This window comes from Streptomyces sp. NPDC002884 (assembly GCF_040295245.1).
GTDB lineage: Bacteria > Actinomycetota > Actinomycetes > Streptomycetales > Streptomycetaceae > Streptomyces.
In genome coordinates this window covers 16,135-41,475 of the sequence record NZ_JBEOVB010000013.1, presented here as the reverse complement: position 1 = coordinate 41,475, position 25,341 = coordinate 16,135, and the positions used below count along the sequence as shown (strand labels likewise).

The window sequence follows — 25,341 nt, the reverse complement described above, 5'->3', positions numbered from 1 at the left end:
GGAGCGCGGGCGCGTGGGGGCCCGTGGGGCGCGGGTGGGTCAGCCGGCGGGCGGGGTGAGGACGGTGACGGTCAGCCGGGACGGGGTGACGCCGCCGGTGGCCAGGGTCTGGGTGCTCGGCTTCGGGACGAGGGTCGTCCAGGGGTTCTCCTCGCTGCCCGAGCACGGCAGGTACATGGGGTAGTCGCTGCTCGCCAGGAGCAGCGCCAGCCGGTGGCCGGCGCGCAGCCGGTAGCCGGTGTGGCCGCACTCGACGCCTACCTCGCGGGAGGCGCCGTCGCCCCGGACGGAGACCTGACCGCGCACGACGAGCCGCGCCGTGCCGTCGGGGGCGAGGTCCAGCACCTTGGCGAAGACGTCGAACACGGGTGCCGTGCCGGCGAGATGAAGGTGCAGGCCGACCGGCCCGGCGAGGTCGAGCGGGTCGGTCAGGACCGGGCCGGCGAAGGCGAGGACGTCGTCGCGGGCGGCCAGGGGACCGGCGTCGGGGTGATCGCGGAGGTAGGAGAAGGAGTCGGGGACCAGGGACGGTACGAGGTCGTCCGGGTCGTAGGCCCACTGCGCGCGGTCCTCGTCCGCGACGGGAGCGGTGACGAGCGCGCCGCCCGTCAGCGGTCCGGCCGTCGTGGCCGCACCGGTGAGCCAGAACGTGCGCTCACCGCTGTCGGCGGGCGGCCAGGCGGTCGCCGTCCGCCAGCCGGCGTGCCCGAGTTCCCAGGTCACCTTGGACAGGGCGGTCACGGGGCGGCTGCCCTTGAGGAAGACGTCGAAGAAGTCCAGCGCCGGGCCGGCGTACTCGGGCAGGAGCCGGTCGAGGGCCGCTTCGCTGGTGGCGTGGTCGGTGTCCTCGGTGACGGGCGCGTGGTCGAGGCGGTAGTTCTCGTGGTCGACGGCGCCGGCCCACAGGTACTGGACGGCGTCCCAGCCCGGCCGGGAGGCGAGTGCGAGGTAGTCGTTCATGTGGGGGATGCCGATGTTGTCGTACCAGCCGACACAGTGCAGGACGGGTACGGGCCGGGAGTCGAAGGGGTGTCTGCCGAGGGCGTGCAGGACGTCGGTCTGGCGCGGGGCGAGGAGGTCGAACCAGGCGGAGCGGGCGCCGATGGCCTCGAAGGCCCGCTCGTACTGGTCGATGACCGGGCGCACGCGGCGGTCGGGCTCCCAGTCGTAGGTGTCCTGGTCCACCCAGTGGTGGGCGTAGTACTCGATGCCCTCCACCCACACCGGCCGGCCGACGCCGCTGTCCGTGCCGCGCGGGTCCAGGGCCGTGGTGGCGTTGAAGTCCACCGTGGTCACACGCGGCACGATGGCGCGCAGGGCGGGGTGCTGGGAGGCCACGGCGGCCCACTGCGTGAAGCCGTAGTAGGAGTCGCCGAACATGCCGACCGCGCCGTCGGACCACGGTTGGTGGGTGATCCAGTCGATGGTGTCGTAGCCGTCGTCGGGCTCGCGCAGGAAGGGCAGGGTGCGGCCGCCGGAGCGGAACTTGCCGCGTACGTCCTGCACGACGAGGGCGTAGCCGCGGGCGGTGAAGAGCCGGGCCACCTTGTCGAAGTAGACGTAGCGGCTGTTCTTGTCGTACGGGAGGCGGACCAGTACGGCGGGCAGGGCGCGGTCCGTGGCGGTGGCGCCGTCGGGCAGGTAGACGTCCGTGGCCAGGCGCGTCCCGTCCCGCATGCGCACCAGGTGCTGGACGGCGTGATCGGGGACGGGAGCGGCCCCCGTACGTGCGAAAGGAACTCTCATCGAGTGCTCTCCGGGGAGTTCGGGCTCGGAAAAGCCGGGCTCGTGCTCGGGAATCCGAGATGAAACGGCGTTGTGTAACGGCGTTGTATGACAACATTGCAGCTCCTTGTAAACGGGGTCAACCCTCTGCGTTAAGGTCTGCGACATGCCGATCGAGGTAGACGAGGCGCGACGGCTCGACGAGATCGCCGCCGCCACCCTCCACGTCGCCCGGGAACGGGGCGTCCGTTCCGTCACGATCCGGGCCGTCGCCGCCCAGCTGGGCGGCTCGACGGCCATGGTGACCAACTACGTGGCCAGCCGGTCCGCGCTCATGATCAATGCCATGCGGTGGGCGGAGCGGGAGTGGGGCGCCCAGATGGACGACGCGCTCGTCGGTCTGACCGGTGAGGCCCGCCTGGAAGCCGCGCTGAAGTGGATGTGCACCACCGAGCCCGACGACGAGATCCTGCGCCGGCTGCTGATGGAGATCGCGAGCGAGGGGCCCGACGCCGGGCCGGCGGTCGAGAACGTCCGGCGCGCCACCTCCCGGCGCAACCGCGACGAGCTGAGCGCGCTGGCGGCCGAGGCCGGACTGCCCGACGCCGCACTCGCCGGCGACGTCCTCCACCTGCTCACCCGGGGGTACTGGCTCACCACCCTGGAGGATCCGGAGGGCTGGCCCGAGGAGCGGGCCGCGCGGGCCCTGCTCGCGGTGGCCGACCTGCTGCGCGGCGCGCCGCCCGCGGACTGACCCGGCCGGCGGGGCTTGACACCCGGGGGCGCCCGGGCGCAGGCTGACCGCGAAATAAAACGCCGTTGTATGACAGGCGGCGTCGACGCGGACGCTCCGCCGTGTCCGGCGAGGGCCGGCGCGTCCCGCCTGGTCCGGTGCGACGGTGGGTCGTCGACTCCGTCTGCCCCGCGGGTGCGGGTGCGGCCGTGCTTCCTCCCCGCCCGGCCGCAGCCGTCCTGCCGCGTGAACGGGACGGGCGCCGTTCCTCCCCTCCCCGCTCATTCCCGCCAGGCCGTTCCACCTGTTTCCTTCCGACCTTCCCCGGCCTCACCCACCGACGCCCGCCCCGTGCCGCCGCCGGGCCGGCCCCGCAATCGAAGAGGTATCCGATGGCGACTTCTCCCCGCCCGACGCAGCCGTGGCAGCTTTCCGCGACCGAACTCGCCGCCGCCGTCCGGGCCCGTGAGATCTCCTCCACCGAGCTGGTGCGCTCCTGTCTGGAACGCATCGAGGAGACCAACCCCCGACTGAACGCGCTGGTCGACGTGCGGCCCGAGGAAGTCCTGGAGGACGCCCGCCGGGCGGACGAACGGACCGTCTCGGGCGCCGAACTGGGGCCCCTGCACGGCGTGCCCGTCTCCATCAAGATCAACACCGAGCAGCGGGGCCATGTCACCAGCAACGGCGTCCCCGCCCTCGCGCACCGCCCCGCGGAGGGCGACGCCGCCTGCGTCACCGCCCTGCGCACCGCCGGCGCCGTACCGCTGGGCCGGAGCAACTCACCCGCCTTCTCGCTGCGCTGGTTCTCCACCAACGAACTGCACGGACGCACCCTCAACCCCTGGGACGCCGAACGCACCCCCGGCGGGTCCAGCGGCGGAGCCGCCGCGAGCCTGGCGGCCGGGATGACACCGCTGGCCCAGGGCAACGACATCGGCGGCTCCATCCGCTTCCCGGCCGCCTGCTGCGGCGTCGTCGGGGTACGCCCCACCGTCGGCCGGATCTCCGACTGGGCCCCGCCCGCTTACGCCGACACCCCCGCGGGCCCGGTCGAGCTCGACTTCCCGCCCACCGTGCACTCCTGCGCGGTGCAGGGCCCCCTGGCCCGTACGGTGGCGGACGCCCGGCTCGCCCTGCACGCCATGACCACACCGGATCTGCGCGACTCCAGCGGCGTCCCCGCCGTCCCCCCGCGGCCCCGCCCCGCAGGCCCCGTGCGGGTACGGCTCGTTCGCGGCAACGGCACCGTCAAGAACCACCCGGCCGTCGACCGTGCGCTCGACCGGGCGGCCGCACACCTCGCGGACGCCGGCCACGTGGTCGAGGAGGTGGCCGAACTGCCCCTGCTGGCCGAGGCCGCGCGGCTGTGGGCGCTGCTGATCACCGAGGACATCCGTCCGATGCTGCCCGTCGTCCACCAGCTCGGCGGGGACGACATCCGCACCGCGCTGGAAGCCCACTTCGCGGCCGCCGCCGAACTGTGGGGCGAGCGGCCTGATCTGGAGACCTACATCAACGGATGGGCGCGGCGGGCGACGCTCGTCACCCGGCTCCAGGAGCTCCTGGGCCGCGACGGGATCCTGCTCACCCCGGTGTGCGCCGAACCGCCCTTCGAGCAGGACGCCGACATCACGGACCGGGGCCGGGCGCAGCGGCTGTTCCCCGCCATGTGGCCGATGACCGCCGTGCCCGTCCTCGGCTTCCCCGCCGTCACCGTGCCGGTCCACGTCGAGAACGGCCTGCCGTTCGGGGTGCAGCTGATCGGCGGCCGCTTCGAGGAGGACCTCGTCCTCGACGTCGCCCAGGCCGTCGAGGACCGGGCCGAAGTGCCACGGCTCTGGGGCTGACCGCAGGAGATGCCGGGACCCCGGCTCCGGGGCGGGCCGCGGAGGCGAGCCGACACCCCCGGCTCGCCGCCGACCCGCGCGACACGACGGGCACGCGGGCAAGGACGCGCCGGGACCCGCTGGACGTGATGGGCGCGCAGCGAAGGCCACGCTGGGGCCCGCTGGAAACCGACGGGGGCAACGCGTCCCACTGGACGCGGCGGGCACGATGCGACCGGCCGGACTCGACGAGCCGGACACGATCGGCGCCACGTCCGGTGATCGCTGCCGGGCGGAATCTCCGTTGCCCGGGGCCGCGGCGCCCGCGATCCTGAGGCGATGAGGTACCCCGTATGCAGCTGAGGCTGCAACAGTTCAGGCCCAGGACCGGACCGCACGAGCACCGTGTGGTCCAGCCGAGGAAGGCCCTTCGCCATACGTGGCTCAGTGCCCCCGAGCCCATCGGCCTGTTGCTCGGCGACCATGACGGGCTGAGCCGGCTCGCGGGTCTGTTCTCCTTCGCCGCCTACTCCCGGCACACGATCGTCCATGTGCCGTTGCGCGACGGCATTCGGCCCGACGAGGGCTTCGGCAAGCCGGTCGACCTCGTCCTGGTCCACGACACGCTCGGCCTGCGTCCCAGCAAGTGGCCCGAGCTGCGGCGCAAGCTGGTGAACGGCACTCCGCTGACCGTCGGCACCCACGAGGCGCGCACGGCCGGGGACGCCGCCGGACGGAGTGGGCGCGGACGGCGGGCCGACTGCCGGGACGAGCTGCGGCACGCCACCCACGCCCGCACGTTCTTCCTCTTCGGTGACCGGGAGGTCTTCGCCGAGACCGCCATCTGCCTCGCCGGCGCGGCGGGTTGGGGCCCGCGCAGGAAAGGCGTCACCCAAGGCCACGCGGCAATGATGTCGGCGCTTCCCACGCTGGTCCAGCAACCCGGCGGCGGGCACCCCCTGGAGGTGCTGATCTGCTTCAAGCCGTACCCGCCCTACGCCCACTTCCGGCGGCCGGGGCGCTGAACAGGTCGCCGAACCTGCCCGGCCCGTGCGGACCGCCCGCAACGGCCGAGGCACGCCTGCGATGATCGTCATCATGGGCATACAGATCGCACCGGCGGGCGTTGCCGGCTTCCACCAGGTCCTGACCGATCACGCCCGCTACTGGGGCGATCGCGACCTCCGGTCGCTGCACCTGCTGGCACTGGTGCAGGAGTTCGGTCCCACCTGCCTGGCGGCCCGGGCCGAGGACGGAATCCGGGGGTACGTCTTCGGGTTCGTCACGCCGGAGGGCACGGGGTACGTCCATCTGATCGCCACGCGGGACGACGCCCGGGGCACGGGTCTCGGGCGTCGTCTGTACGCGGCCTTCGCCGAAGCGGCGGAACGTCAGGGCGCACGGCGGTTGAAAGCGATCACGTCCGTCGCCAACACCGGCTCGATCGCCTTCCACCGAAGTCTCGGCTTCGACGTGAAGATCGTCGACGACTACAACGGCCCCGGCCGGGCCATGGCCGTCTTCGACCGGGACCTGGCCGCGCCCGCCCTTGTCCCGTAGCTCAGCCGCGTGCGAATTCGAGGAGGTCCTCGTTGAACTTCCCGGCGAACTTCGGAACCATCGCCAATCCGTGGGGGGCGCCGGAATACACCTTGTACACCGCGCCCTTGACCAGCTTCGAGCTCTTGTCGCCCGAAGCGACGATGGGAACGATCTGGTCGTCGTCCCCGTGCACGATCAGCGTCGGGACGTCGATCTTCTTGAGGTCCTCGGTGAGATCCGTCTCGGAGAATGCCTTGACGCAGTCGTACGCGCCCTTGATGCCCACCGTCATTCCCCACAGCCAGAACTCGTCGCGAGTTCCCTGGGTGACGGTCGAGTCGTCGCGGTTGGCGCCGTAGAAGGCCGCGCTCAGGTCCTTGTAGAACTGGGAACGGTCCGTTGCCACGCCTTCCCGGATCTCGTCGAAGACCTCGATCGGCAGCCCCTCCGGATTCGCGTCCGTCTTCAGCATCAGCGGGGGGATGGCGCCGACCAGGACGGCCTTGGCGACACGGCTCGAACCGTGGCGCCCGATGTAGCGCGTCACTTCACCGCCGCCGGTGGAATGGCCGACCAGGATGACGTTCCGCAGGTCGAGTTCTTCGATGACCGCGGCGAGATCGTCGGCATAGGTGTCGAGGTTGTTGCCGTCCCAGCTCTGCCCCGAGCGGCCGCCGCCTCTCCGGTCGTGGGCCACGGCCCGGAATCCGTTGTCCGCCATCAGTTTCAGTTGCGGATCCCAGGCGTCGGCGGTGAGCGGCCAGCCGTGGGAGAACACGACCGGTTGTCCCGAGCCCCAGTCCTTGAAGAAGATGTTCGTGCCGTCCTTGGCGGAAGCAAAGGGCATGGCTTTTCCCTCTCGTGCTGTTCCGGAACTCCGCAGCGGGGCGGGTTCGACGCTCGAATGGGGTCGATCGAGAACCGTGCAGCGCCCGGCGGCGGGCGCACGTAGGGTCGACGGCCAGGGCAGCGGCGAATGGCGACCGGTAGGAGCACGTCTCAGGGGAAACTGTAGTCGACGGGCAGATGCGGGGCGCGTCGGCCATGTGGCCGGATCACGGCGGGAGCCGCGGATTCGGTGGTCCGGCCCGCCGGCGCGGGCTCGCACCCCGCGACCGCCGTCCGTCACCCGCCTTGTCAGTGTGGCGAGAGCGCCTGTATAACGTTGTAAAAGTCAAGTATGGGGGCTCGGCGCCCGCCCACGGTGACGACCCCGTAGCCGCACCGGCCGTCATCCCGTCGGGACGCTGCGAAAGGGAATGCCGTGCGGGTCAGCCTCAAGGACGTCGCCGCGCATGCGGGGGTCTCCATCAAGACCGTCTCCAACGTGGTGAACAACTACCAGCACATCACGCCCGCCATGCGCGAGCGTGTCCAGCGGTCCATCGACGTGCTCGGCTACCGGCCCAACCTGGCCGCCCGGCATCTGCGCAAGGGGCGTACGGGCATCATCGCGCTCGCCCTGCCCGAACTCGGCAACCCCTACTTCGCCGAGCTGGCGGCCGCCGTCATCGACGCCGCCGCCGCGCACGAGTACATCGTGCTGCTCGACCACACCGGAGGGCACCGCGAGCAGGAGATCCTGGTCAGCCAGGGTTTCCGGGCGCGGGTCATCGACGGCCTCATCCTCAGTCCCATCGAGCTCGAGACCGAGGACCTGCGCGACCGGGCGGAGAACGTACCGCTGGTCCTGCTCGGCGAGCGCGACTACGACCTGCCGTACGACCACATCGCGATCGACAACGTCGCCGCGGCCCGCGCCGCCGTCCGGCATCTGAACGGGCTCGGGCGGCGGGAGGTGGCCTTCATCGGCGCCCGACGCGGGCGCAGCGAGCCCGCGCAACTGCGCGTACGCGGCTGGCGCGAGGAGCTCACCGCGGCCGGCCTCCCGGCCGACGACGGGCTCGTCGCCGCCACCGACGGGTGGGGACACGCGGACGGGGCGGCCGCCATGAACCGCATCCTGGATTCCGGACGGCGCCCCGACGCGGTCTTCGCCTACAACGATCCGATGGCCATCGGCGCGATGCGTGTCCTGCACGAACGGGGACTGCGCGTCCCCGAGGACATCGCCGTCGTCGGCTTCGACGACGTGGTCGAGGGACGCTTCGGAGCGGTGACCCTCACCTCCGTGTCGCCGGACAAGGCGGCCATCGGCCGTCTCGCGGTCGAGTCGGTGCTGGCACGGCTCGGCGGCGGCGAGGCGCCCGAGCCGCGCCGTGTCCGGGCGGACCACCGCCTCGTGGAGCGGGAGAGCACCCTGGGCCGGGCGGCGGCGAGCGGCGGCGGCCGCGGCTGACCTTCGGGCGGTGCGTGTGCGAATCGCTTTCCGCCCGAGCCTTCGCGAGGCTGCGTGACCCGACCGTAGTCTCGGCGGCCCGGTCGAGTGCCTGCCTGCCGGCCTGCCTGCCTGCCGTGTCGGCCGGACTGCCGCACGCCTTCTGACGTCCGCAGGCGAGCGATTCGCCGACTCCGCCTTGTCGGAAGCGCGTTGCTCTTTTGCACATGCGGTCGTGAGCGGCGTGGTCGCGGGCGGGGCTTCTTCGCGAGCGCGTCTGCCGCCCGACGGCGCCGCGAGGCACCTGGATCACCCGGCCGCGACGCGTTCCGGACCGCCGGCCTTGAGGCCGCAGGGGCGGGTGGTGTTCCCCGACTTGCTCGCGGCGGACCCCGCACAGTGCGTGCACAGGGGGTTTACAGCGCTCTTCCAACGATGTAAAAACCACTGTGCGGCGGGTCGAACGACCTTTCCCGCCAGGGGAGAAGCACCTTTCTCGGCTCGGCTACTGCACGGCTACTGCTCAGCTACCGCTCGACCACGGCACGACCTTGCTCGACTTGCTCGGCCTCTGCTCGCTCACCACCTCCCCAGTGTCCTTCCAGCGTCGCCCGGATCGGGGTCACCATGCAGCGCACCACCCACCGTCGTCGTCCTCTCGCCCGCCCCGTGGTCATCTCCCTTGCCGCGGCGGTGGCGTTGACCGCCACCTCCTGTGCGAAGTCGGAGGACGACACGTCGAGCGACACCAAGTCCTCGGCGGCCGCCGACGCCGCACAGAAGGTCGCCTCGCCCGCGCCGGGCGGCAAGACCTGCACCGTCGACGCGTACGGCGGTGAGAAGTTGGACCTCAAGAACGCCACCGTCGGCTTCTCCCAGTCGGAGAAGGAAGCCAACCCGTTCCGCATCGCGGAGACACAGTCCATCAAGGACGAGGCGAAGAAGCGGGGCGTCAAGCTGTTGACGGCCAACGCCCAGTCGCAGTTCTCCAAGCAGATCAGCGACGTCCAGGACCTGCTGGCCAAGGGCGCCGACCTGCTGGTCATCGCCCCGCTCAACTCCGACGGCTGGGACCCCGTGCTCCAGGCGGCCGCGGCCAAGAAGGTCCCGATCGTCACGATCGACCGCAAGATCAACGCCACGGCCTGCAAGGACTACGTCTCCTTCATCGCCTCCGACTTCGTCGAGCAGGGCCGGCGCGCCGCCGACCAGATGATCGAGGCGACCGGTGGCAAGGGCGAGGTCGCCATCCTGCTCGGCTCGGCCGGAAACAACGTCACCACCGAGCGCACCAAGGGTTTCAAGGACCAGATCGCCGAGAAGGCGCCGGGCCTGAAGGTGGTGTTCGAGCAGACCGGTGACTTCGCCCGCGAGAAGGGCCAGCAGGTCACCGAGCAGCTCATCCAGTCCAAGCCCGGCATCAAGGGGATCTACGCCGAGAACGACGAGATGGGCCTGGGCGCGGTGGCCGCGCTGAAGGGCGCCGGCAAGAAGGCGGGCGACGTCGAGATCGTCACCGTGGACGGCACCCGCAACGCCGTCCAGGGCATCGTGGACGGCTGGATCAGCGGCGTCGTCGAGTCCAACCCGCGCTTCGGGCCGCTGGCCTTCCAGACGCTGGACACCTTCACCAAGGGCGAGAGCGTGGCGCAGGACATCGTCATCGAGGACGGCGCCTACACCACGGACAACGCCGAGGCAGGCATCGGCAAGGCCTACTGACCGGCCCGTCAGGGGCCCGCCCGCCCGGCGGGCCCCTCCCGCTCCCCGTCACTTCCTGCATCGCATCCTGGAGGCACAGGTGGCACCCCCCGCCGAAGTGCTCGCCGTCCGCGGACTGAGCAAGACCTTCCCCGGCGTCCGGGCCCTGGACGACGTGGACCTGACCCTGCACGCCGGTGAGGTCCACGCCCTGATCGGCGAGAACGGCGCCGGCAAGTCGACCCTCATCAAACTCCTCACCGGCGTGTACCGGCCCGACGCCGGCGAGATCGTCTTCCAGGGCCGCAGGGTCTCCTTCGCCACGCCGCTCGAAGCCCAGAAGGCCGGGATCTCGACCATCTACCAAGAGGTCAACCTGATCCCGCTGCTCAGCGTTGCCCGCAACCTGTTCCTCGGCCGCGAGCCGCGCAACCGGTTCGGCGTGCTCGACATGGGCCGCATGAACCGCGAGGCCGAACAGACCCTGAGCACCTACGGGGTGCGGGTGGACGTCCGCAGGCCGCTGCGCACCCTCGGGGTCGGCGCCCAGCAGATGGTGGCCCTGGCCCGCGCGGTCGCCACCGAGGCGCGCGTCGTCGTCATGGACGAACCGACCTCCTCCCTCGAACCGCGTGAGGTCGAGACCCTGTTCTCGGTGATCCGGAGTCTGCGCGACGCGGGCATCGCGGTCGTCTACGTCAGCCACCGCCTGGACGAGCTGTACGCCGTGTGCAGCACCGTCACCGTGCTTCGCGACGGCCGCCGGGTGCACCACGGCCGGCTCGCCGACCTCGACCGCCTCTCCCTGGTGTCCACGATGCTCGGCCGCGACCTGGGGGAGGTCCGCGCGGAGGGCCTCACCAAGTTCACCGGCGACCACGGCGCCGCCGACGCCGAACCGGTGCTCACCGCCTCGGACCTGACGGTGCCGCACAAGCTGCACGGCGTCTCCTTGAGCATCCGCCCCGGCGAGGTCGTCGGCCTCGGCGGACTGCTCGGCTCCGGACGCACCGAGACCGCGAAAACCATCGCCGGCGCCCTGACCGCACGCTCGGGCGGGGTCACGGTGGCCGGTGTGCCGCTGCGCGCGGGCTCGACCCCGGCGGCCATCCGCGCGGGGATCAGCCTGCTGCCCGAGGACCGCAAGAGCGAGGGCATCGTCCCCGGTCTCTCGGTGCGGGAGAACATCGCGCTGGCCGTGCTGCCCCGGCTCTCCCGCTTCGGGCTGGTCTCCGAAGCCCGCGTCGACAGCGTCGTCGACACCTTCATCGAGCGGCTGCGCATCAAAGCCTCCTCACCGCACCAGAAGGTGGGCGAACTCTCCGGCGGCAACCAGCAGAAGGTGCTGCTCGCCCGGTGGCTCGCGATGAATCCCAAGGTGCTGCTGCTCGACGAGCCCACCCGCGGCATCGACGTCGGCGCCAAGGCCGAGGTGCAGAAACTCGTCGACGAACTGGCCGCCGACGGCCTGGGCGTCCTGCTCATCTCCTCCGACCTGGAGGAACTCATCGAAGGGTCCGACCGCGTGGTCGTACTGAAAGACGGCGCCGTCGTCGGCGAGCTGACCGGCGACGACGTCACGGAGGACAAGCTCATGCGCACCATCGCCGGGAACGACCCCGCGCGGGACGCCGACGAGGAGGCGGCCGTCGATGGCTGAAGTCGCCCTCCGCAGCGCCCCGTCGGACAGGACCCGACTCCTGCAGTGGCTCCAGGTCTACGGCGTCTACGCCGGTGTGGCGGCCCTGCTCGTCGTCAACACCGTCATCACCCCGTACTTCCTGACCGCGGAGAACTTCCGCACCCAGGCCGTCCAGGTCGCCCCCGTCATCATCGTCGCCCTCGGCATGGCCCTGGTCATCGGCACCGAGGGCGTCGACCTGTCGGTGGGCGCAGTGATGGCACTGGCGGCCTCCGTGACCGCCCTGTACCTCGGCTACGGGCTGCTGCCCGCGCTGCTGGCGGTCGCGCTGTTCGCCGCGGCGGTCGGGCTGGCGGGCGGCGCGCTGGTCGCGTACGTCGGGGTGCAGCCGATCGTCGCCACGCTCGCGCTCATGGTCGGCGGCCGCGGAGTCGCCCTGGTGTTGCTGCCGCAGCTCAAGGATCTGCGCAACCCCTCGCTGGCCTCCCTGGGTTCGGGCGACGTCCTTGGCATCCCCTACCTGATCCTCATCGCCGCGGCCCTGGCCCTGCTGGTGGCCTTCGTGGTGCGCCGCACCACCTTCGGACGCCAGCTCCTCGCCATCGGCGACAGCCGCCCCGCCGCCCAGCTCGCCGGCCTGCCCGTGCGCCGCGTGCTGATCATCGTGTACGTCGTCTGCGCGCTCCTCGCGGCGGTCGCGGGCGTCCTGGCCACCGCCCGCCTCCAGGCCAGCGACCCCACCTCGCTGGGCAACCTGATGGAGCTGTCCGCGATCACCGCGGTCGTCGTCGGCGGGACCCCGCTGACCGGCGGCCGGGTCAACATCGGCGGCACCGTGGCGGGAGCCGTCCTCATCCAGCTCCTCACCGCCACCCTCATCAAGCACGATCTGCCACCCTCCTGGACCCAGATCGCCCAGGCCATCGTGATCGTCGCCGCGGTCTACGCGGCACGGGGACGGGGAAAGCGTTGACCACCACGAACACGGAAGCACCCGTGACCACTGCCGGTATCGCACCGCCACAGGACGCCCGCCCGGTGGGCTCCGCACGCTCCGAACGGCTCAGCGCCCTCGTCCAGCAGCACGGCGCACTGGCCGTCCTGCTGATCGTGTCCCTGGTGGCGTCGTTCTCCTTCGACTCCTTCGCCACCGGCGACAACATCAGCAACATGGCGACCAGTTCGGCCTTTCTGGCGATCGTCGCCCTCGGCATGACCTTCGTCATCATCACCGGCGGGATCGACCTGTCCGTCGGCTCCCTGTTCGCCCTCGGCGGCGTCCTCGCGGCCTGGGGATCGCGGCACGGAACCCTGGTGGCCCTGCTGCTGCCGCTCGCCGTCTGCGGACTCATCGGCGTCGTCAACGGCCTGCTGGTCGCCCGCTCCCGCCTCGCGCCGTTCATCGTCACCCTCGCCGCCATGCTGGGCGCGCGCGGACTGATGCTGGCGCTCACCGACGAGGGCGCCGACACCTACCTCATCGGCAAGGGCTCCTTCCTCGCCGAGCTCGGCCAGGGCAGCACCCTGGGCCTCGCCAACCCGGTGTGGATCACGCTGGCCCTGTTCGTCGCCGGAGCCGTCGTCCTGCGCCGGACCCGCTTCGGGCAGCACGTCTACGCGGTCGGCGGCAACGAGGACGCCGCCGCCCTGATGGGTGCGCCGGTGGCCCGCACCAAGATCCTCGTCTACGCCCTGTCGGGACTGCTCGCCGGACTGGCGGGCGCCCTCAACGCCGCCTGGCTCGCCTCCGGCGTGACCATCCTCGGCAGCGGCATGGAACTCGAGGCCATCTCCGCCGTCGTCATCGGCGGCACCCTGCTGACCGGCGGGCTCGGCTATGTCAGCGGCTCGCTGGTCGGGGTCCTGCTGCTGAAGGTGATCCAGAACGTCATCAACCAGATCGGCTCGCTCGACTCCTCCTACCAGCAGGTCGTCAGCGGCGCGTTCCTGGCGGTGGTCGTGATCGCCCAGACCTGGCTGGGCCGCCGCCGACAACTCATGTGACAGACGCCGAACCGGCCCCCGACGAACCCCGATCCAGCCCCCAGACGAACCCCGAACCGGCCCTGAACGGATTGCGAACAAGCCCTGGACGGTGGGGGAGCCTCGCCCGGCCCCGCCGCCGCGTCCGGTTCCGGGCGGCCGGACCTCCCCCCGGCCGCCCCCCCCGCACGCGCACGTCTCCCCACCCCACGAGTCAAGGAGGCACGATGCGTCGAACACCCGCAGGCCGAAATCCGTTCGCCCGGCTGGGACGACGAGCGCGGTGGGCCACCACCGCGCTCGCCGCGCTCACCCTGCTCGGCGGGACGGCACTGACGGCCACCGGACCCGCGGCCGCCGCCGCCCAGGCGTGGACGCCCAAGCCGTCGCCGATGACCACCCCGTGGACGAACCAGGTCCCCACCGACACCCCCCTTCCCGAATATCCGCGCCCGCAGCTGACCCGCCCGGACTGGGCCAACCTCAACGGCATCTGGGACTTCGCGGTCACGTCGGCCGACGCCGGCCCGCCCGCCTCGTTCACCGAGCAGATCCGGGTCCCGTTCGTCGCCGAGTCCGCGCTCTCCGGCATCCAGCGCAAGATCACCCAGAACGACAGGCTCTGGTACAAGCGCGCCTTCACCGTCCCCTCCGGCTGGAGCGGTCGCCGGGTCCAGCTCAACTTCGGTGCCAGTGACTGGCGTACGACCGTCTGGGTCAACGGGCAACAGGCGGGAGCCGTCCACAGCGGCGGCTACGACGCCTTCTCCTACGACATCACCGGCCTGCTGAACGGCGGCGCCAACACCCTGCTGGTCTCCGTCTGGGACCCCACCGAGACCGGCACCCAGGCCATCGGCAAGCAGCGCATCCGCGACGTCGCCCCGCACGCAGGCGGCGGCATCCTGTACACCGCCGCGTCCGGCCTCTGGCAGACGGTGTGGCTGGAGCCCACCGCGCCCGCCTACGTCAGCCGCCTCGACCTTGTCCCGGACCCGGCGAACAGCCGCCTCAAGGTGACCGTCCGGGGCACCGGTACCAGCGGCCACCAGGCCCGCGTCACGGTCTCCACCGGCGGCGTCACCGTGGGCACGGCCACCGGCGCCGTCGGCGCCGAGTTCACGGTGCCCGTCCCGAACCCGCACCTGTGGAGCCCGGACGACCCGTTCCTCTACGACGTCAGGGCCGACCTGCTCTCCGGCACCACGACCGTCGACTCGGTCGGGAGTTACACCGGCCTGCGCACGATCGGCCTGGCCAGTGTCGGCGGCATGCAACGCCCGGTCCTGAACGGGAAGTTCGTCTTCCAGACCGGCACCCTCGACCAGGGCTACTGGCCGGACGGCATCTACACCGCGCCCACCGACGCGGCCCTGCGCCACGACCTCCAGAAGCACAAGGACCTCGGCTTCAACATGGTCCGCAAGCACATCAAGGTCGAACCGCAGCGCTGGTTCTACTGGGCCGACCGGCTCGGCCTGCTGGTCTGGCAGGACATGCCGTCCATGGAGCGCACCCCCGACGCCGCGGCCCGCACCCAGTGGGAGGCCGAGTACGACCGGATCATCGACCAGCACCGCAGCTCGCCGTCGCTGGTCGTGTGGGTGGATCAGAACGAGGGCTGGGGCCAGTACGACCAGGCCCGGATCGCCGACAGGGTCAAGGCGTACGACCCGTCCCGGCTCGTCGACAACATGAGCGGCGTCAACTGCTGCGGAGCCGTCGACGGTGGAAACGGCGACCTCCTCGACCATCACGTCTACGTGGGTCCCGGCACCACCGTGCCCAGCCCCACCCGTGCCGCCGTGCTCGGCGAGTTCGGCGGACTGGGATACAAGGTCGCCGGGCACGAGTGGTACCCGGGCGGCGGCTTCAGCTACGAGGACCAGCCCGACCCCGCGCACCTGGACAACCGGTTCGTGGGCCTGCTCGACGCGATCCGCGAGGTGCGCATGCCGCGCGGCCTGTCCGCGTCGGTCTACACCGAGATCACCGACGTCGAGAACGAGGCCAACGGCCTGCTCACCTACGACCGTCAGGTGGTCAAGGTCGACGAGGCCCGGGTCAGAGCCGCCAACCGCGCGCTGATCGACGCCTCCCAGGCCTCGACCGCCCCGGTCACCCTGCCGGTCGACCAGTACAGGTCCCTGCGGGTGACGACACCCGGCTACACCGACCGGTACCTGCGCCACAGGGACGGCGCCGGCTTCACCGATGTCGTCACCGCCGGCGGCGACGCGTTGCTGAAGAACGACGCCACCTGGAAGATCGTCCCCGGACTGGCGAACGGCACCTGCTACAGCTTCGAGTCGCGCAACTACCCCGGCCAGTACCTCCGCCACCGCGACTACCGCGTCTACAAGGAGTCCGGCAGCACCGATCTGTTCCGGGCCGACGCCACCTTCTGCCCCGTCCGGGGCGCGAACGGCGGCGTGCGGCTGTCGGCGTACAACTTCCCCGAGCAGTATCTGCGCCACTACAACGCCGAGTTGTGGCTGGCCACTCCGGGCGGTACGCACACCTGGGACGGCCCCGCCCTGTTCACCGAGGACACGACGTGGTCCGTGGAGGCGCCCTGGGCCCCGTGACCCCGGAGCGGCCGCCGACGGCGACGCTCCCGGCCGCGTCCCGGCCGCGGTCCGGCCGCGGTCCTGGTGGCGGTCCTGGTGGCGGGGGAGGCTTTCCTCCCGTCACCGGGACCGACCTCCGTCTCCGCGCCGGCCGGTCAGAGGTCGAGGACGACCTCCGTCACCGGAGTGCCGCAGCACACGAGGGCGGTGCCGGGCTCGGGGAGTTCCAGGGGCTCAGTGGTGTAGGTGACGTCACCCGACACCAGCGGCGTGACGCAGGTGTGGCAGACGCCCGTGCGGCAGGACCAGCGGGTGGGGATGTCGCAGGCCTCGGCGAGTTCGAGGAGCGAGGCGCGCGCGGCGGACCAGGGGGTGGCGAGACCGCTGCGGGCGAAGGTGACCAGGGGCCCGGCCCCCGTGGGGCCCGGTGGCTGGTGCGGCCGCGTTGCCGTGCCGGGGGTGACACCGGGGTTGACGGCGGGCAGCGCGCCGAACTGCTCCCGATGGATCCGCTCGGCACTCGGTCCGTGTGCGCTGAGCACGCCGCCGATGTCGTCCATGAAGGCGGTCGGGCCGCAGAGATAGACGTCGGCGTCGGCGGGAAGGCCCAGGGCCGCGAGCGACTCGGCCGTCGGCCGGCCCGGAGCGACCCGGGGGTCACCGGGCCCGGGGCCGGTCCCCGCCGTGTAGAAGATGTGCTCGTGCGCGTCGGGGAGCTGTGCCAGCAGCGCGCGGGCCTCCTCGGCGAAGGCGTGATGGGCGTGGTCACGGGCGGTGTGGATCCACCAGACGGGGCGTGGATCCCGGGTGGCGGCGAGCCGGTGGAGCATGGCGAGGACCGGGGTGACGCCGATCCCCGCGGAGATCAGGACGACCGGACGGTCGCCCTCCTCGAGTACGAACGTGCCGCGTGGGCTCGCGACGTCCACCAGGTCGCCGGGGCGCAGCACGGTGTGGAGGTAGCCGCTGACCCGCCCGTGGGGCTCGTGCTTGACGCTGATGCGGTAGGCGCCGGGGCCGGGCGCGGAGGACAGGGAGTAGCTGCGTACCGCGGGGGCGCCCTCGCCGACGGGGAGCCGCAGGGACAGATACTGACCCGGGCGAGCCGGGGGCAGGCCGGTGCCGTCGACGGTGTTGAGGTAGATCGACGAGACGGCGGGGGTCTCCCGGACGACGCGCGCGACCCGCAGGCTCTTGAAGCCGGGCCATCCCGCCTCCTGCCCGGGCTGCCGGGCGGCGACGAGCTCCCGGAAGGACTGCCGCCAACCGGGGCTCAGCGCGGGGATGCCGAGCGCTCTGCGCAGCTTGACCGGGTCGCGGTCGGGCAGGTAGAGCAGCGCGTCGGTGTCGGCGACGCTGAGTTCCTCAGGGCCTTTGCGGACCAGGGTGATCTCGTCGCCGGCCGCGACGCGCCCTTCGGTGATCACTCTGAGGTAGAAGCCGGGGCGGTGGTGGGCCACCAGCAGGGAGGCCATGGCCGGTTCGCCCAGGCGCATGCCGACGCGGTAGCAGGTGACGCGGGGCTGGGTGACCTCGAACTCGGCCTCGCCGATGCGGTACCGGTCGCCGATGCACACCTCGTCGTCGGGCAGGCCGTCGACGGTGAAGTTCTCCCCGAAGATCCCGTAGGTCAGGTCGTCGCGACCGAGCTCCTTGCGCCAGTACTCGTAGGACTCGGCCTGGTAGACGAGCACCGCGCGGATGTCCCCGCCGTGCCCGGCCGTATCGCCCTGTCCGTCACCCTCGACATTCAGCCGTCGCACCATCCGGGGTCCGTCCACCGGGGACTTCCAGGCCGAGGTGCGGACGGTCCTGCCCTGCCAGGAGACGTCCTGGGGCAGGCCCACGTTGACGGACAGCAGCGTCACCATCGCGGACCTCCTGGGGATGTCCGGCCGGGGCAGCCCCCGGGCGGCGCCGTGAGATGCGCCGAATCCGATACTAGTTCTCGATCCGCCGCCGTCGCGATCCGACGGCGGCCCGGTCGGGTCGCCGTCCGGCTCATCCCGACGGGTGACGGCGGCGCGGCCTCGCCCCACGAGAGGACAAGGCCGCCACCGTCCACCCGACGCGGCGCCCTAGGGCTTCACCTCCGCGTACAGGGCGCTCACCTCCTCGGCGGTCAGTGCCCGGTCCACGGCGTGGACCTCGTCGACCGCGCCGTTCCAGAAGTCGACGTTCGCGCCGTTCCAGTGGGCGCGTCCCACGGTCAGCGGACCGGTGCTCGGCAGCGCGGAGCCGCCGGTGGCCGTCGCCGCGAGCTTTCCGTCGACGTACAGCCGGATCTGGTTGCTCGTGGCGTCCCGCACGCCGGTCAGGTGGTACCAGCGGCCCGTCTCCGCGGAGACGGCGACCTGGGCGCGGTGCTCGCCGGGGGTGCTGAAGGCGAACGTGCCGTGTCCGTACTGGAGGTAGAAGGAGTTGACCGTGGCGCGGGTGTCCTGACTGACCGCGGTGGCGTAGTTGCCGGGGATCGCGTCGAGCCGCACCCAGGCGGACACCGAGTAGCTGCCGCTGGTGTCGAGCACCGGTCCGGCGGTCTCGGCGTACTGCTTCTGGCCGTCGAACTTCAGGGCGTTCCCGCTGACGCCGGGGGTCCAGGAGGCGCCCTCGCGGAGTGTGAGAGGCCTGGCGTTCGGGCCCTCGTCCCGCGCGGTGGTGCCGGTGCCCTCGTCGAGGCTCCAGTGCCCGCCGCCCTTCAGCGGTCCCTCGCTGCCCGCGGCGGCGCCGGCGGCGATCACCCGGCGGTTGATCTTCCGCACCTGGACGGGATCGACCTTGATCTCGCGCCGGTCGTAGGTGTACAGGCCGTTCAACTCGTTCTCCAGGTCGGTGATCTGCGTGTACACCGAACCGGACAGTTCGGCGCCGGCCTGGTCGAGGTAGAACTGCTCGGTGTTCTCGACGTACTTGCGGGTCAGTTCCTCCTTGGTGTTGACGCCGCTGTAGATCACCGTCGGGGCACCCGGCCACATATGGCCCGGGGTGCGCAGCACGAAGCCGCCGTGCTCGCCGTCCATCGCGGCCCGGCCGTCGCCGGGGAAGGCGGGGTCGGTGTTGTTGTAGTCGTGATGGTCGATAATGTCGCCGTTGCCCGAATCACCCTTGGAGTTACAGCAGTTGACACCACTGTGGGCGTTGACGACCCGGGACGGGTCGGCGGCCTGGACGGACTCGGTGATACGGCCGGTCTCCTCGCGGTTCCACTCGCCCCAGCCCTCGTTGAAGACGATCCAGCCGATGACGGAGGGCGAGTTGTGGTGCTGGCGCACGATCTCCTTGCCCTGGTCGACGAACGCCTTCCGGCCCGTCTCGTCGGTGAGGTTCCCGGAGACGAAGTCCTGCCAGACCAGCAGGCCGAGCCGGTCGGCGTGGTAGAACCAGCGCTGCGGTTCGACCTTGATGTGCTTGCGGACGGCGTTGAAGCCGAGCTTCTTGTGTGCCTCGAGGTCGAAGGCCAGGGCTTCGTCGCTGGGCGCGGTGTAGAGGCCGTCGGGCCAGAACCCCTGGTCGAGCGTGGCGAGCGAGAAGATCGGCTTGCCGTTGAGGACGAGCTTGTCGAAGCCGCCCACCTTCTCGATGCCGACCTCGCGCATACCGAAGTAGCTGCCGACCCTGTCGGTCGACCTGCCGTCGGTGAGCGTGACGTCGAGGTCGTAGAGGTAGGGGTCGTCGGGGCTCCACAGATGCTGTTTCGCCACCGGCAGGCGCAGTTCGCGGCCGGCGGCTCCGGTGACCCTGCCGACGACCTTGCCGCGCGCGTCGCGGGCGACGGCCTCGACCAGGGCAGCGGGGGAGGCGCCGTCGGCGTTCACCGTCACCGCGAGGGTGCCGGTGTCGATGTCGGGCGTGGTGACGATGCCCTCGATCGAGACGGGTGCGACCGGCTCCATCCAGACGGTCTGCCAGATGCCGGAGGTCTGGGTGTAGAAGATGCCCCCGGGGTTGGTGGACTGCTTGCCCGTGGGCTGGTCGGCACCTCCGGTGTCGGTGACGGCGACGATGATCTCCTGCGGGCCGGTGCCCTTGAGCGCGTCGGTGATGTCGGCGCTGAAGGCGTTGTAGCCGCCGGTGTGTTCGGCGACCTTCGTGCCGTTGACGTAGACGGCGGCCCGGTAGTCGACGGCGCCGAAGTTGAGCTTGAGCCGGTTGGCCCGGCCGCTCTTGCCCACCTTCCAGCTCTTCGGGACGTCGACGACCTTGCGGTAGAACATGTGGTCCTCGTGCCGCTCGAGACCGGACAGCTGGGACTCGACCGGGAACGGCACGATGATCTTCTCGTCGAGCTTCTTGCCGAAGACCGGCTGCTCACCCGCCTCGGCCGCCCCGAACTGCCAAGGGCCGTTCAGGTTCAGCCACTTGGAGCGCACCTGCTGGGGGCGCGGGTACTCCGGCAGCGGGTGCTTCCTGTCGATCTCGTCGCCCCACTCGGTGGTGAGGCGATGGGTGGAGGCGTTGTCGGCGTAGCGGATGACCTTCGGCACGCTCTCGCCGTCGGCCGTGAGGTCGCCCTCACCGTCGTAGGAGGCCCTGACCAGTTGGTCCTTCTGGATCGGCGCCGCGAGGTCGACGTTCAGCGAGCTGGGGTCGCCGGGGACGGCCGTCACCGACTCGATCGGCATGGCGGTCGTGTCGGCCTCGACCTTCAGATGGTCCTTGAGGCCCTGGAGGCCGCCCACCCTGCCCTCGAACCGGGCGCGCAGCCGCCGCCCGTTCTCGGCGACGGACATCTCGACCGGGTACACCTCGAAGTCGGCCGGCGGGGTGAACGCGGACATCGGCACGATCTGCTTGGCCGTCGTCGGCGTCGACCAGCGCAGGTACATGTTGGCGCCGCCGGTGTCCTGGAACAGCTCCAGACGGAAGTCGTGCTGCTCGCCGGCGGTCAGCCGGACGGCGGCGCTGGTCTGCTCACGGTCCCAGTCGCCCACCCAGTGGTCGATGACGGGCTGGCCGTCGACGAAGAGCCGGAAGCCGTTGTCGCCGATGGCGTAGAAGGTGTAGTCACCGGTGGCCGGGGCCTCGATCCGGCCCGTCCAGCGCGCGGTGGTGTGCTCCGTCCTGCCGGTCAACTCCTGGAAGGTGCCGGTCAGTCCGGAGAAGTTGATCTGCGGGTCGAGCAGGGTGCCGCCGAGTCGGTCGAAGTCCCGGGCGCCGGGCGCCGACATGCTGAAGTACTCGCCCTTCAGGCCGTGCGTCTCGACGGCCGCCTGCTCGACGGCTGTCCGTTCGGCGGCTGTCCGTTCGGTGGCGGGTGCCGACGCGCTGCTCGACCGCTCCGCGGCCGCCGCGGTGGGAAGCAGCCCGCTCGGGGGCAGGATCAGGGCCGCCGCGGCGAGCAGCGCCCAGACTCTGGCTCTGGGGCGGGTGTCGTGTCGTGTCATCGAGCCCTTCCTCGTACAGAGGCCGTGACCACGCCCGGCGGGAGCGGGGGCTCCTGGCCGGGAGCCCGGGGAAGACGACTGCACACCGGTGACGGGACGCTCGGTCGGGCGGCCTTTTCAACGTTGGAAATTCTGTGACAGCGGTATGACAGCACGCTCACAGATGAGTGTCCAGACCTCGCGCAGCGCTCTGTCCGCCTCCTTCCCCACGCGTCACGGCCGGAGCGGCGCGAAGCCGTCGCCCACGACACGGGGCCCGCGTCGCGGATCGGGGCCGGTCGGGGCCGGTCGGGCCGGGCGGCTCGATGCGGCGGGTCCGGACGTGCCCGTGGACCATCGCGGTCCGCGCGTCGGCGACTTCGGGGCCTTCGACGAGGCGTTCGACGACGAAGGCGTGGAAGCTGTCGACGTCCGGGACGGCGAGGCGGACGAGGAAGCCGGCGTGGCTGGACGCGGTGGCGCCCGACAGGGGAGGCACGTCGGGTGCCACCGGCCCGCGGAGGGGCTGCTCACCCCCGTGGGAGCAGCCCGTCCGCGGGCAGCGCAAGGAGCGCCGTGGGGGAGCGTCCGATGCGCCGTGTGTGGGGTGTTTCTCCATGGGCCGGGGGCCCGCGCGCGAGCCCCGAGTCCGCGTGGGGCGTGGCGGGTTGGTTGCCAGGAACACCGTGCACGGGTGAGGTGGTCGACAACCTTGCGCAAACCTTGTCTCGCAGGTGGCCGGGTGGTTGGGTGACGCCTGGTGGGGAAGGGCGACGAGCGCAGGGTGGGGCGGGGGAGACGACGTGACGGGATTTCGGCTGCTGGGGCCTGTGGAGTTATGGGTGGCGGGCCGCCCGGTGGATCTGGGCCCCGCCAAACGGCGCACGGTCCTGGCGGCGTTACTGGTCGACGCGGGCCGCTGGGTGGCGGCCGAGACGCTGATCGACCGGGTCTGGGGCGAGGACCCGCCCGCACAGGTGCGCGGCACGCTCTACGCCCACATCGCCCGGGTCCGCCGTGTCCTTCAGGGCACGACCTCGGACCTCACCGGCGGCGCCGAAGGCCCGCCCGGCGCACCGTCGTTGCTGCGCGGCTCGGGAGGCTACCGGCTCGACGTCGCCCGGGAGCTGGTCGACGCGCACCGCTTCCGGAGCCTCGTCGAGCGGGCCCGGCAGGCCGACCTCACCGACGCGGTACGGGTGGGGATCCTGCGCGAGGCGCTGGGCCTGTGGCAGGGCGATCCGCTGGCCGGACTGCCCGGTGACTGGGCGGCGCGCACCCGAGAGAGCTGGCTGCACCAGCGCATCGACGCCGTCCTGGCCTGGGCGGACGCCGAACTCCTCGTCGGCGGCCACGGCGTGGTCGTCGACACGCTGTCTGTCCTGGTCGCCGAGCACCCGCTGACCGAGCCGCTCGCTGTGGCGTTGATGCGGGGGCTGCACGCCGCCGGGCGCGCCCCCGAGGCACTCGCCTGCTACGCGGCCCTGCACAAGCGGCTGGCCGACGAACTGGGGACCGCTCCGGGAGCCGAGGCGCGGCGGGAACACGAGGCGATCCTGAGCGGGCGGCCCGCCGCACCGGCCGTCCGTCGCACCCCGCCGGGCACGGGCGCGAGTACAAGTACGGCGACGACCACGGGCACGGGCACGGGCACGGGCAACGGCCTCGGGAGCGGTAGAGCCGTGCCCGCACAACTGCCCATGGAAGCAGTGGGGTTCACCGGTCGCGAGGAGGAACTGGCGCGGCTGGAGAAGGCCCTGGGCGCGGCAGCGGAGCGGCCGACCGCGGTGGTGGTCTCGGCGGTGTCCGGGACGGCGGGCGTGGGCAAGACGGCCCTGGCGATCCACTGGGCGCACCGGGCCCGGGACCGTTTCCCGGACGGCCAGTTGTACGTGAACCTGCGCGGCTACGATCCCGAACAGCCCATGACCGCCCCCGACGCGCTGGTCCGGTTCCTGACCGCGCTCGGGGTGTCCGGACAGGACATCCCGCTGGAGACGGACGACCGCGCGGCGCGCTACCGCACCGCGGTCGCGGGCCGGCGCATGCTGATCGTCCTCGACAACGCCGCCACCGTCGAGCAGGTCCGCCCGCTGCTGCCCGGCACCGGCTCCTGCGCGGTCCTGGTCACCAGCCGCGACAGCCTCGCCGGGCTGGTCGCACGCGAGGGCGCCCACCGCCTCGACCTCGACCTGCTGCCCGCCGCCGTCGCCCGCACCCTGCTGCGGCGGCTCGTCGGCCCCCGCGCCGAGGCCGAACCCGATGCCGTCGACGCCCTCGCCGCGCAGTGCGCCCGACTGCCCCTGGCCCTGCGGGTCGCCGCGGAGCTCGCCGCCGCCCGCCCCGCCACCTCGCTGACCGACCTCGTCACCGAACTCGCCGACCAGCAGCGGCGGCTGGACCTGCTCGACGCGGACGGCGACCCCCGCGCCGCCGTCGCCGTCGTGTTCTCCTGGTCGCTGCGGCACCTCCCGGCGGACGCGGCGCGCACCTTCCGGCTCCTCGGCCTGCACCCCGGCCCCGACCTCGACGCCCACGCCGCCGCCGCGCTGACCGGCAGCAGCCCGGCCGACGCCCGCCGCGCCCTCGACGTCCTCGCCCGGGCCCATCTGGTCCAGCCCGTCGAAGCCGCCCGGTACGGAATGCACGACCTGCTGCGCGCCTACGCCACCCGCCTCGCCACGGCCGAGGACGCGCCGCAGGCCCGCGAGGCGGCGCTCGACCGGCTCTTCGACCACTACCTCGCCACCGCAGCCGCCGCCATGAACTGCCTCCACCCGGCCGAGGCGCACTTACGGCCCGCCGCTCCCGAATCCGCGACACCTGTGCCCGACCTGTCCGATCCCGACGCCGCGCGCGCCTGGCTGAACACCGAGCGGCCGTGTCTGACGGCGGTGTCCGCCCACACCGCCGCCCACGGCCGGCCCACCCACGCCATCCGGCTCTCCCTCACCCTGTACCGCTACCTCATCGGCGGCCATCACACCGACGGCCTCACGATGCACGGCCACGCCCGGGACGCCGCTCGCCTGATCGCCGACCCGGTGAGCGAGGCCCGGGCGCTGCTCGGTCTCGGCACCGCCTACTGGCAACTGGCCCGGCACGAACCGGCACGCCGGCACCTCCAGGAGGCGCTGACGTTGTTCCGGCAGGCCGGTGACCCGACCGGCCAGGCCCGTGCCCTGGTCAACCTCGGCCTCCTCGACGAACGGCTGGGCCGTTTCCGGCCGGCCGTCGGACACCTGGAACAGGCGCTTTCGCTGTACCGGAGCGTCGACGACCGGATGGGCGAGGCGATCGCCCTCAAGGACCTGGCCTCCGTCGAGGGGCAGTTGGGCCGCTACGGACAGGCCGCCGACCATCTCCAGCAGGCGCTGACCCTGCTCCGGCTGGCCGGCAACCGTTACCTGGAGGCCCATGCGCTCAACGACCTCGGCACGGTCGAGTCGCGACTCGACCGTCTGGAGTCGGCCGCTCGCCGCCAGGAGCAGGCACTCGTCCTGTTCCGCGAAGTCGGCGACGGGTACGGCGAGGCCGGGGCGCTGCACAGCCTCGGCGTCGTCCACTCGCGGCGGGAGCAGCACGCTCAGGCCGCCGAATGCCACCGGCAGGCGCTCACCCTCTACCGTCTCAACGGCGACCGGGACGGCGAGGCCAGGGCGCTCAACGGGCTCGGCGAGGCCGCCTCCGCCGCCGGCCGGCCCGCCGAGGCCCTCGCCCACCACACCGACGCCCTCGCCATCGCCGAGGACATCGGCAGCCCTGGCCAGCTGGCCCGCGCCCTCGGCGGACTCGGTGAGGCCCATCACACGCTCGGCGAGACCGCCCCCGCCCTGTGCCGCTACGAGCGTGCGCTCACCCTCTACGCCGAACTCGGCATGCCCGAGGCCGATGCCATCAGGACCAGGCTGGCCACGGTGACCGGGTCCCGCCCGTAGCCCCGGCGGGGCGGGTCGAACCGTGAGACAGTCATAT

At 72.0% G+C, this 25,341-nt stretch carries 16 protein-coding genes; 11 read left to right on the top strand and 5 right to left on the bottom strand.

What is annotated here, in order from left to right; genetic code table 11:
- Positions 1–39: 39 nt before the first annotated feature.
- Positions 40–1,746, bottom strand: coding sequence for a CocE/NonD family hydrolase (locus ABT070_RS24965; protein ID WP_351764077.1), 1,707 nt, complete (start codon positions 1,744–1,746; stop codon positions 40–42).
- A gap of 145 nt (positions 1,747–1,891) precedes the next feature.
- Here ABT070_RS24965 and ABT070_RS24960 point away from each other — a divergent pair, with 145 nt between their 5' ends.
- The 4 genes from ABT070_RS24960 (at position 1,892) to ABT070_RS24945 (ending at position 5,847) form a co-directional block, all read left to right on the top strand.
- Positions 1,892–2,479, top strand: a complete 588-nt coding sequence (locus ABT070_RS24960; RefSeq protein ID WP_351764076.1) for a TetR/AcrR family transcriptional regulator — start codon at positions 1,892–1,894, stop codon at positions 2,477–2,479.
- A gap of 371 nt (positions 2,480–2,850) precedes the next feature.
- On the top strand, positions 2,851–4,308 hold the full coding sequence (locus ABT070_RS24955; RefSeq protein WP_351764075.1) for an amidase: 1,458 nt from the start codon (positions 2,851–2,853) through the stop codon (positions 4,306–4,308).
- Positions 4,309–4,640: 332 nt separating this feature from the next.
- Complete coding sequence (locus ABT070_RS24950; protein WP_351764074.1) at positions 4,641–5,312, top strand: hypothetical protein; 672 nt, start codon at positions 4,641–4,643, stop codon at positions 5,310–5,312.
- A 61-nt stretch (positions 5,313–5,373) separates the two neighbouring features.
- On the top strand, positions 5,374–5,847 hold the full coding sequence (locus ABT070_RS24945; protein ID WP_351764073.1) for a GNAT family N-acetyltransferase: 474 nt from the start codon (positions 5,374–5,376) through the stop codon (positions 5,845–5,847).
- Between the two features lies 1 nt (position 5,848).
- Here the strand turns inward: ABT070_RS24945 and ABT070_RS24940 are convergent, their stop codons facing one another.
- Positions 5,849–6,676: an alpha/beta fold hydrolase gene (locus ABT070_RS24940; protein ID WP_351764072.1), complete on the bottom strand. Its 828-nt coding sequence runs from the start codon at positions 6,674–6,676 to the stop codon at positions 5,849–5,851.
- Positions 6,677–7,093: 417 nt separating this feature from the next.
- Between ABT070_RS24940 and ABT070_RS24935 the strand changes: the two genes are divergently transcribed.
- From ABT070_RS24935 to ABT070_RS24910, 6 genes are all read left to right on the top strand, one after another.
- On the top strand, positions 7,094–8,128 hold the full coding sequence (locus ABT070_RS24935; RefSeq protein ID WP_351764071.1) for a LacI family DNA-binding transcriptional regulator: 1,035 nt from the start codon (positions 7,094–7,096) through the stop codon (positions 8,126–8,128).
- Positions 8,129–8,734: 606 nt separating this feature from the next.
- Positions 8,735–9,829, top strand: a complete 1,095-nt coding sequence (locus tag ABT070_RS24930) for an ABC transporter substrate-binding protein (protein ID WP_351764070.1) — start codon at positions 8,735–8,737, stop codon at positions 9,827–9,829.
- Positions 9,830–9,908: 79 nt separating this feature from the next.
- Positions 9,909–11,468, top strand: a complete 1,560-nt coding sequence (locus ABT070_RS24925; RefSeq protein ID WP_351764069.1) for a sugar ABC transporter ATP-binding protein — start codon at positions 9,909–9,911, stop codon at positions 11,466–11,468.
- Positions 11,461–12,423 carry an ABC transporter permease gene (locus ABT070_RS24920; protein ID WP_351764068.1) on the top strand — a complete coding sequence of 321 codons (963 nt, stop codon included), beginning with the start codon at positions 11,461–11,463 and terminating at the stop codon, positions 12,421–12,423. The genes ABT070_RS24925 and ABT070_RS24920 overlap by 8 nt, the downstream gene beginning before the upstream one ends.
- Positions 12,420–13,454 carry an ABC transporter permease gene (locus ABT070_RS24915; protein ID WP_451102841.1) on the top strand — a complete coding sequence of 345 codons (1,035 nt, stop codon included), beginning with the start codon at positions 12,420–12,422 and terminating at the stop codon, positions 13,452–13,454. Before ABT070_RS24920 ends, ABT070_RS24915 begins: the two co-directional genes overlap by 4 nt.
- 206 nt (positions 13,455–13,660) lie before the next feature.
- Positions 13,661–16,021: an AbfB domain-containing protein gene (locus tag ABT070_RS24910; protein ID WP_351764066.1), complete on the top strand. Its 2,361-nt coding sequence runs from the start codon at positions 13,661–13,663 to the stop codon at positions 16,019–16,021.
- Positions 16,022–16,158: 137 nt separating this feature from the next.
- Here ABT070_RS24910 and ABT070_RS24905 read toward each other — a convergent pair whose 3' ends face one another.
- The 3 genes from ABT070_RS24905 to ABT070_RS24895 form a co-directional block, all read right to left on the bottom strand.
- Positions 16,159–17,874, bottom strand: coding sequence for an MOSC domain-containing protein (locus ABT070_RS24905; protein ID WP_351764065.1), 1,716 nt, complete (start codon positions 17,872–17,874; stop codon positions 16,159–16,161).
- 207 nt (positions 17,875–18,081) lie between these two features.
- Positions 18,082–21,387, bottom strand: a complete 3,306-nt coding sequence (locus ABT070_RS24900) for a LamG-like jellyroll fold domain-containing protein (protein ID WP_351764064.1) — start codon at positions 21,385–21,387, stop codon at positions 18,082–18,084.
- A 157-nt stretch (positions 21,388–21,544) separates the two neighbouring features.
- Positions 21,545–21,865, bottom strand: coding sequence for a hypothetical protein (locus ABT070_RS24895; protein WP_351764063.1), 321 nt, complete (start codon positions 21,863–21,865; stop codon positions 21,545–21,547).
- A 304-nt stretch (positions 21,866–22,169) separates the two neighbouring features.
- Between ABT070_RS24895 and ABT070_RS24890 the strand changes: the two genes are divergently transcribed.
- A complete protein-coding gene (locus ABT070_RS24890; protein WP_351764062.1) occupies positions 22,170–25,304 on the top strand; it encodes an AfsR/SARP family transcriptional regulator in 3,135 nt (1,044 codons plus the stop codon).
- Positions 25,305–25,341 lie beyond the last annotated feature (37 nt).

Coding starts and splice junctions, on each gene's coding strand:
- ABT070_RS24965 (WP_351764077.1), bottom strand. CDS start 1,746: ATGAGAGTTCCTTTCGCACGTACGGGGGCCGCTCCCGTCCCCGATCAC.
- ABT070_RS24960 (WP_351764076.1), top strand. CDS start 1,892: ATGCCGATCGAGGTAGACGAGGCGCGACGGCTCGACGAGATCGCCGCC.
- ABT070_RS24955 (WP_351764075.1), top strand. CDS start 2,851: ATGGCGACTTCTCCCCGCCCGACGCAGCCGTGGCAGCTTTCCGCGACC.
- ABT070_RS24950 (WP_351764074.1), top strand. CDS start 4,641: ATGCAGCTGAGGCTGCAACAGTTCAGGCCCAGGACCGGACCGCACGAG.
- ABT070_RS24945 (WP_351764073.1), top strand. CDS start 5,374: ATGATCGTCATCATGGGCATACAGATCGCACCGGCGGGCGTTGCCGGC.
- ABT070_RS24940 (WP_351764072.1), bottom strand. CDS start 6,676: ATGCCCTTTGCTTCCGCCAAGGACGGCACGAACATCTTCTTCAAGGAC.
- ABT070_RS24930 (WP_351764070.1), top strand. CDS start 8,735: ATGCAGCGCACCACCCACCGTCGTCGTCCTCTCGCCCGCCCCGTGGTC.
- ABT070_RS24920 (WP_351764068.1), top strand. CDS start 11,461: ATGGCTGAAGTCGCCCTCCGCAGCGCCCCGTCGGACAGGACCCGACTC.
- ABT070_RS24910 (WP_351764066.1), top strand. CDS start 13,661: ATGCGTCGAACACCCGCAGGCCGAAATCCGTTCGCCCGGCTGGGACGA.
- ABT070_RS24905 (WP_351764065.1), bottom strand. CDS start 17,874: ATGGTGACGCTGCTGTCCGTCAACGTGGGCCTGCCCCAGGACGTCTCC.
- ABT070_RS24900 (WP_351764064.1), bottom strand. CDS start 21,387: ATGACACGACACGACACCCGCCCCAGAGCCAGAGTCTGGGCGCTGCTC.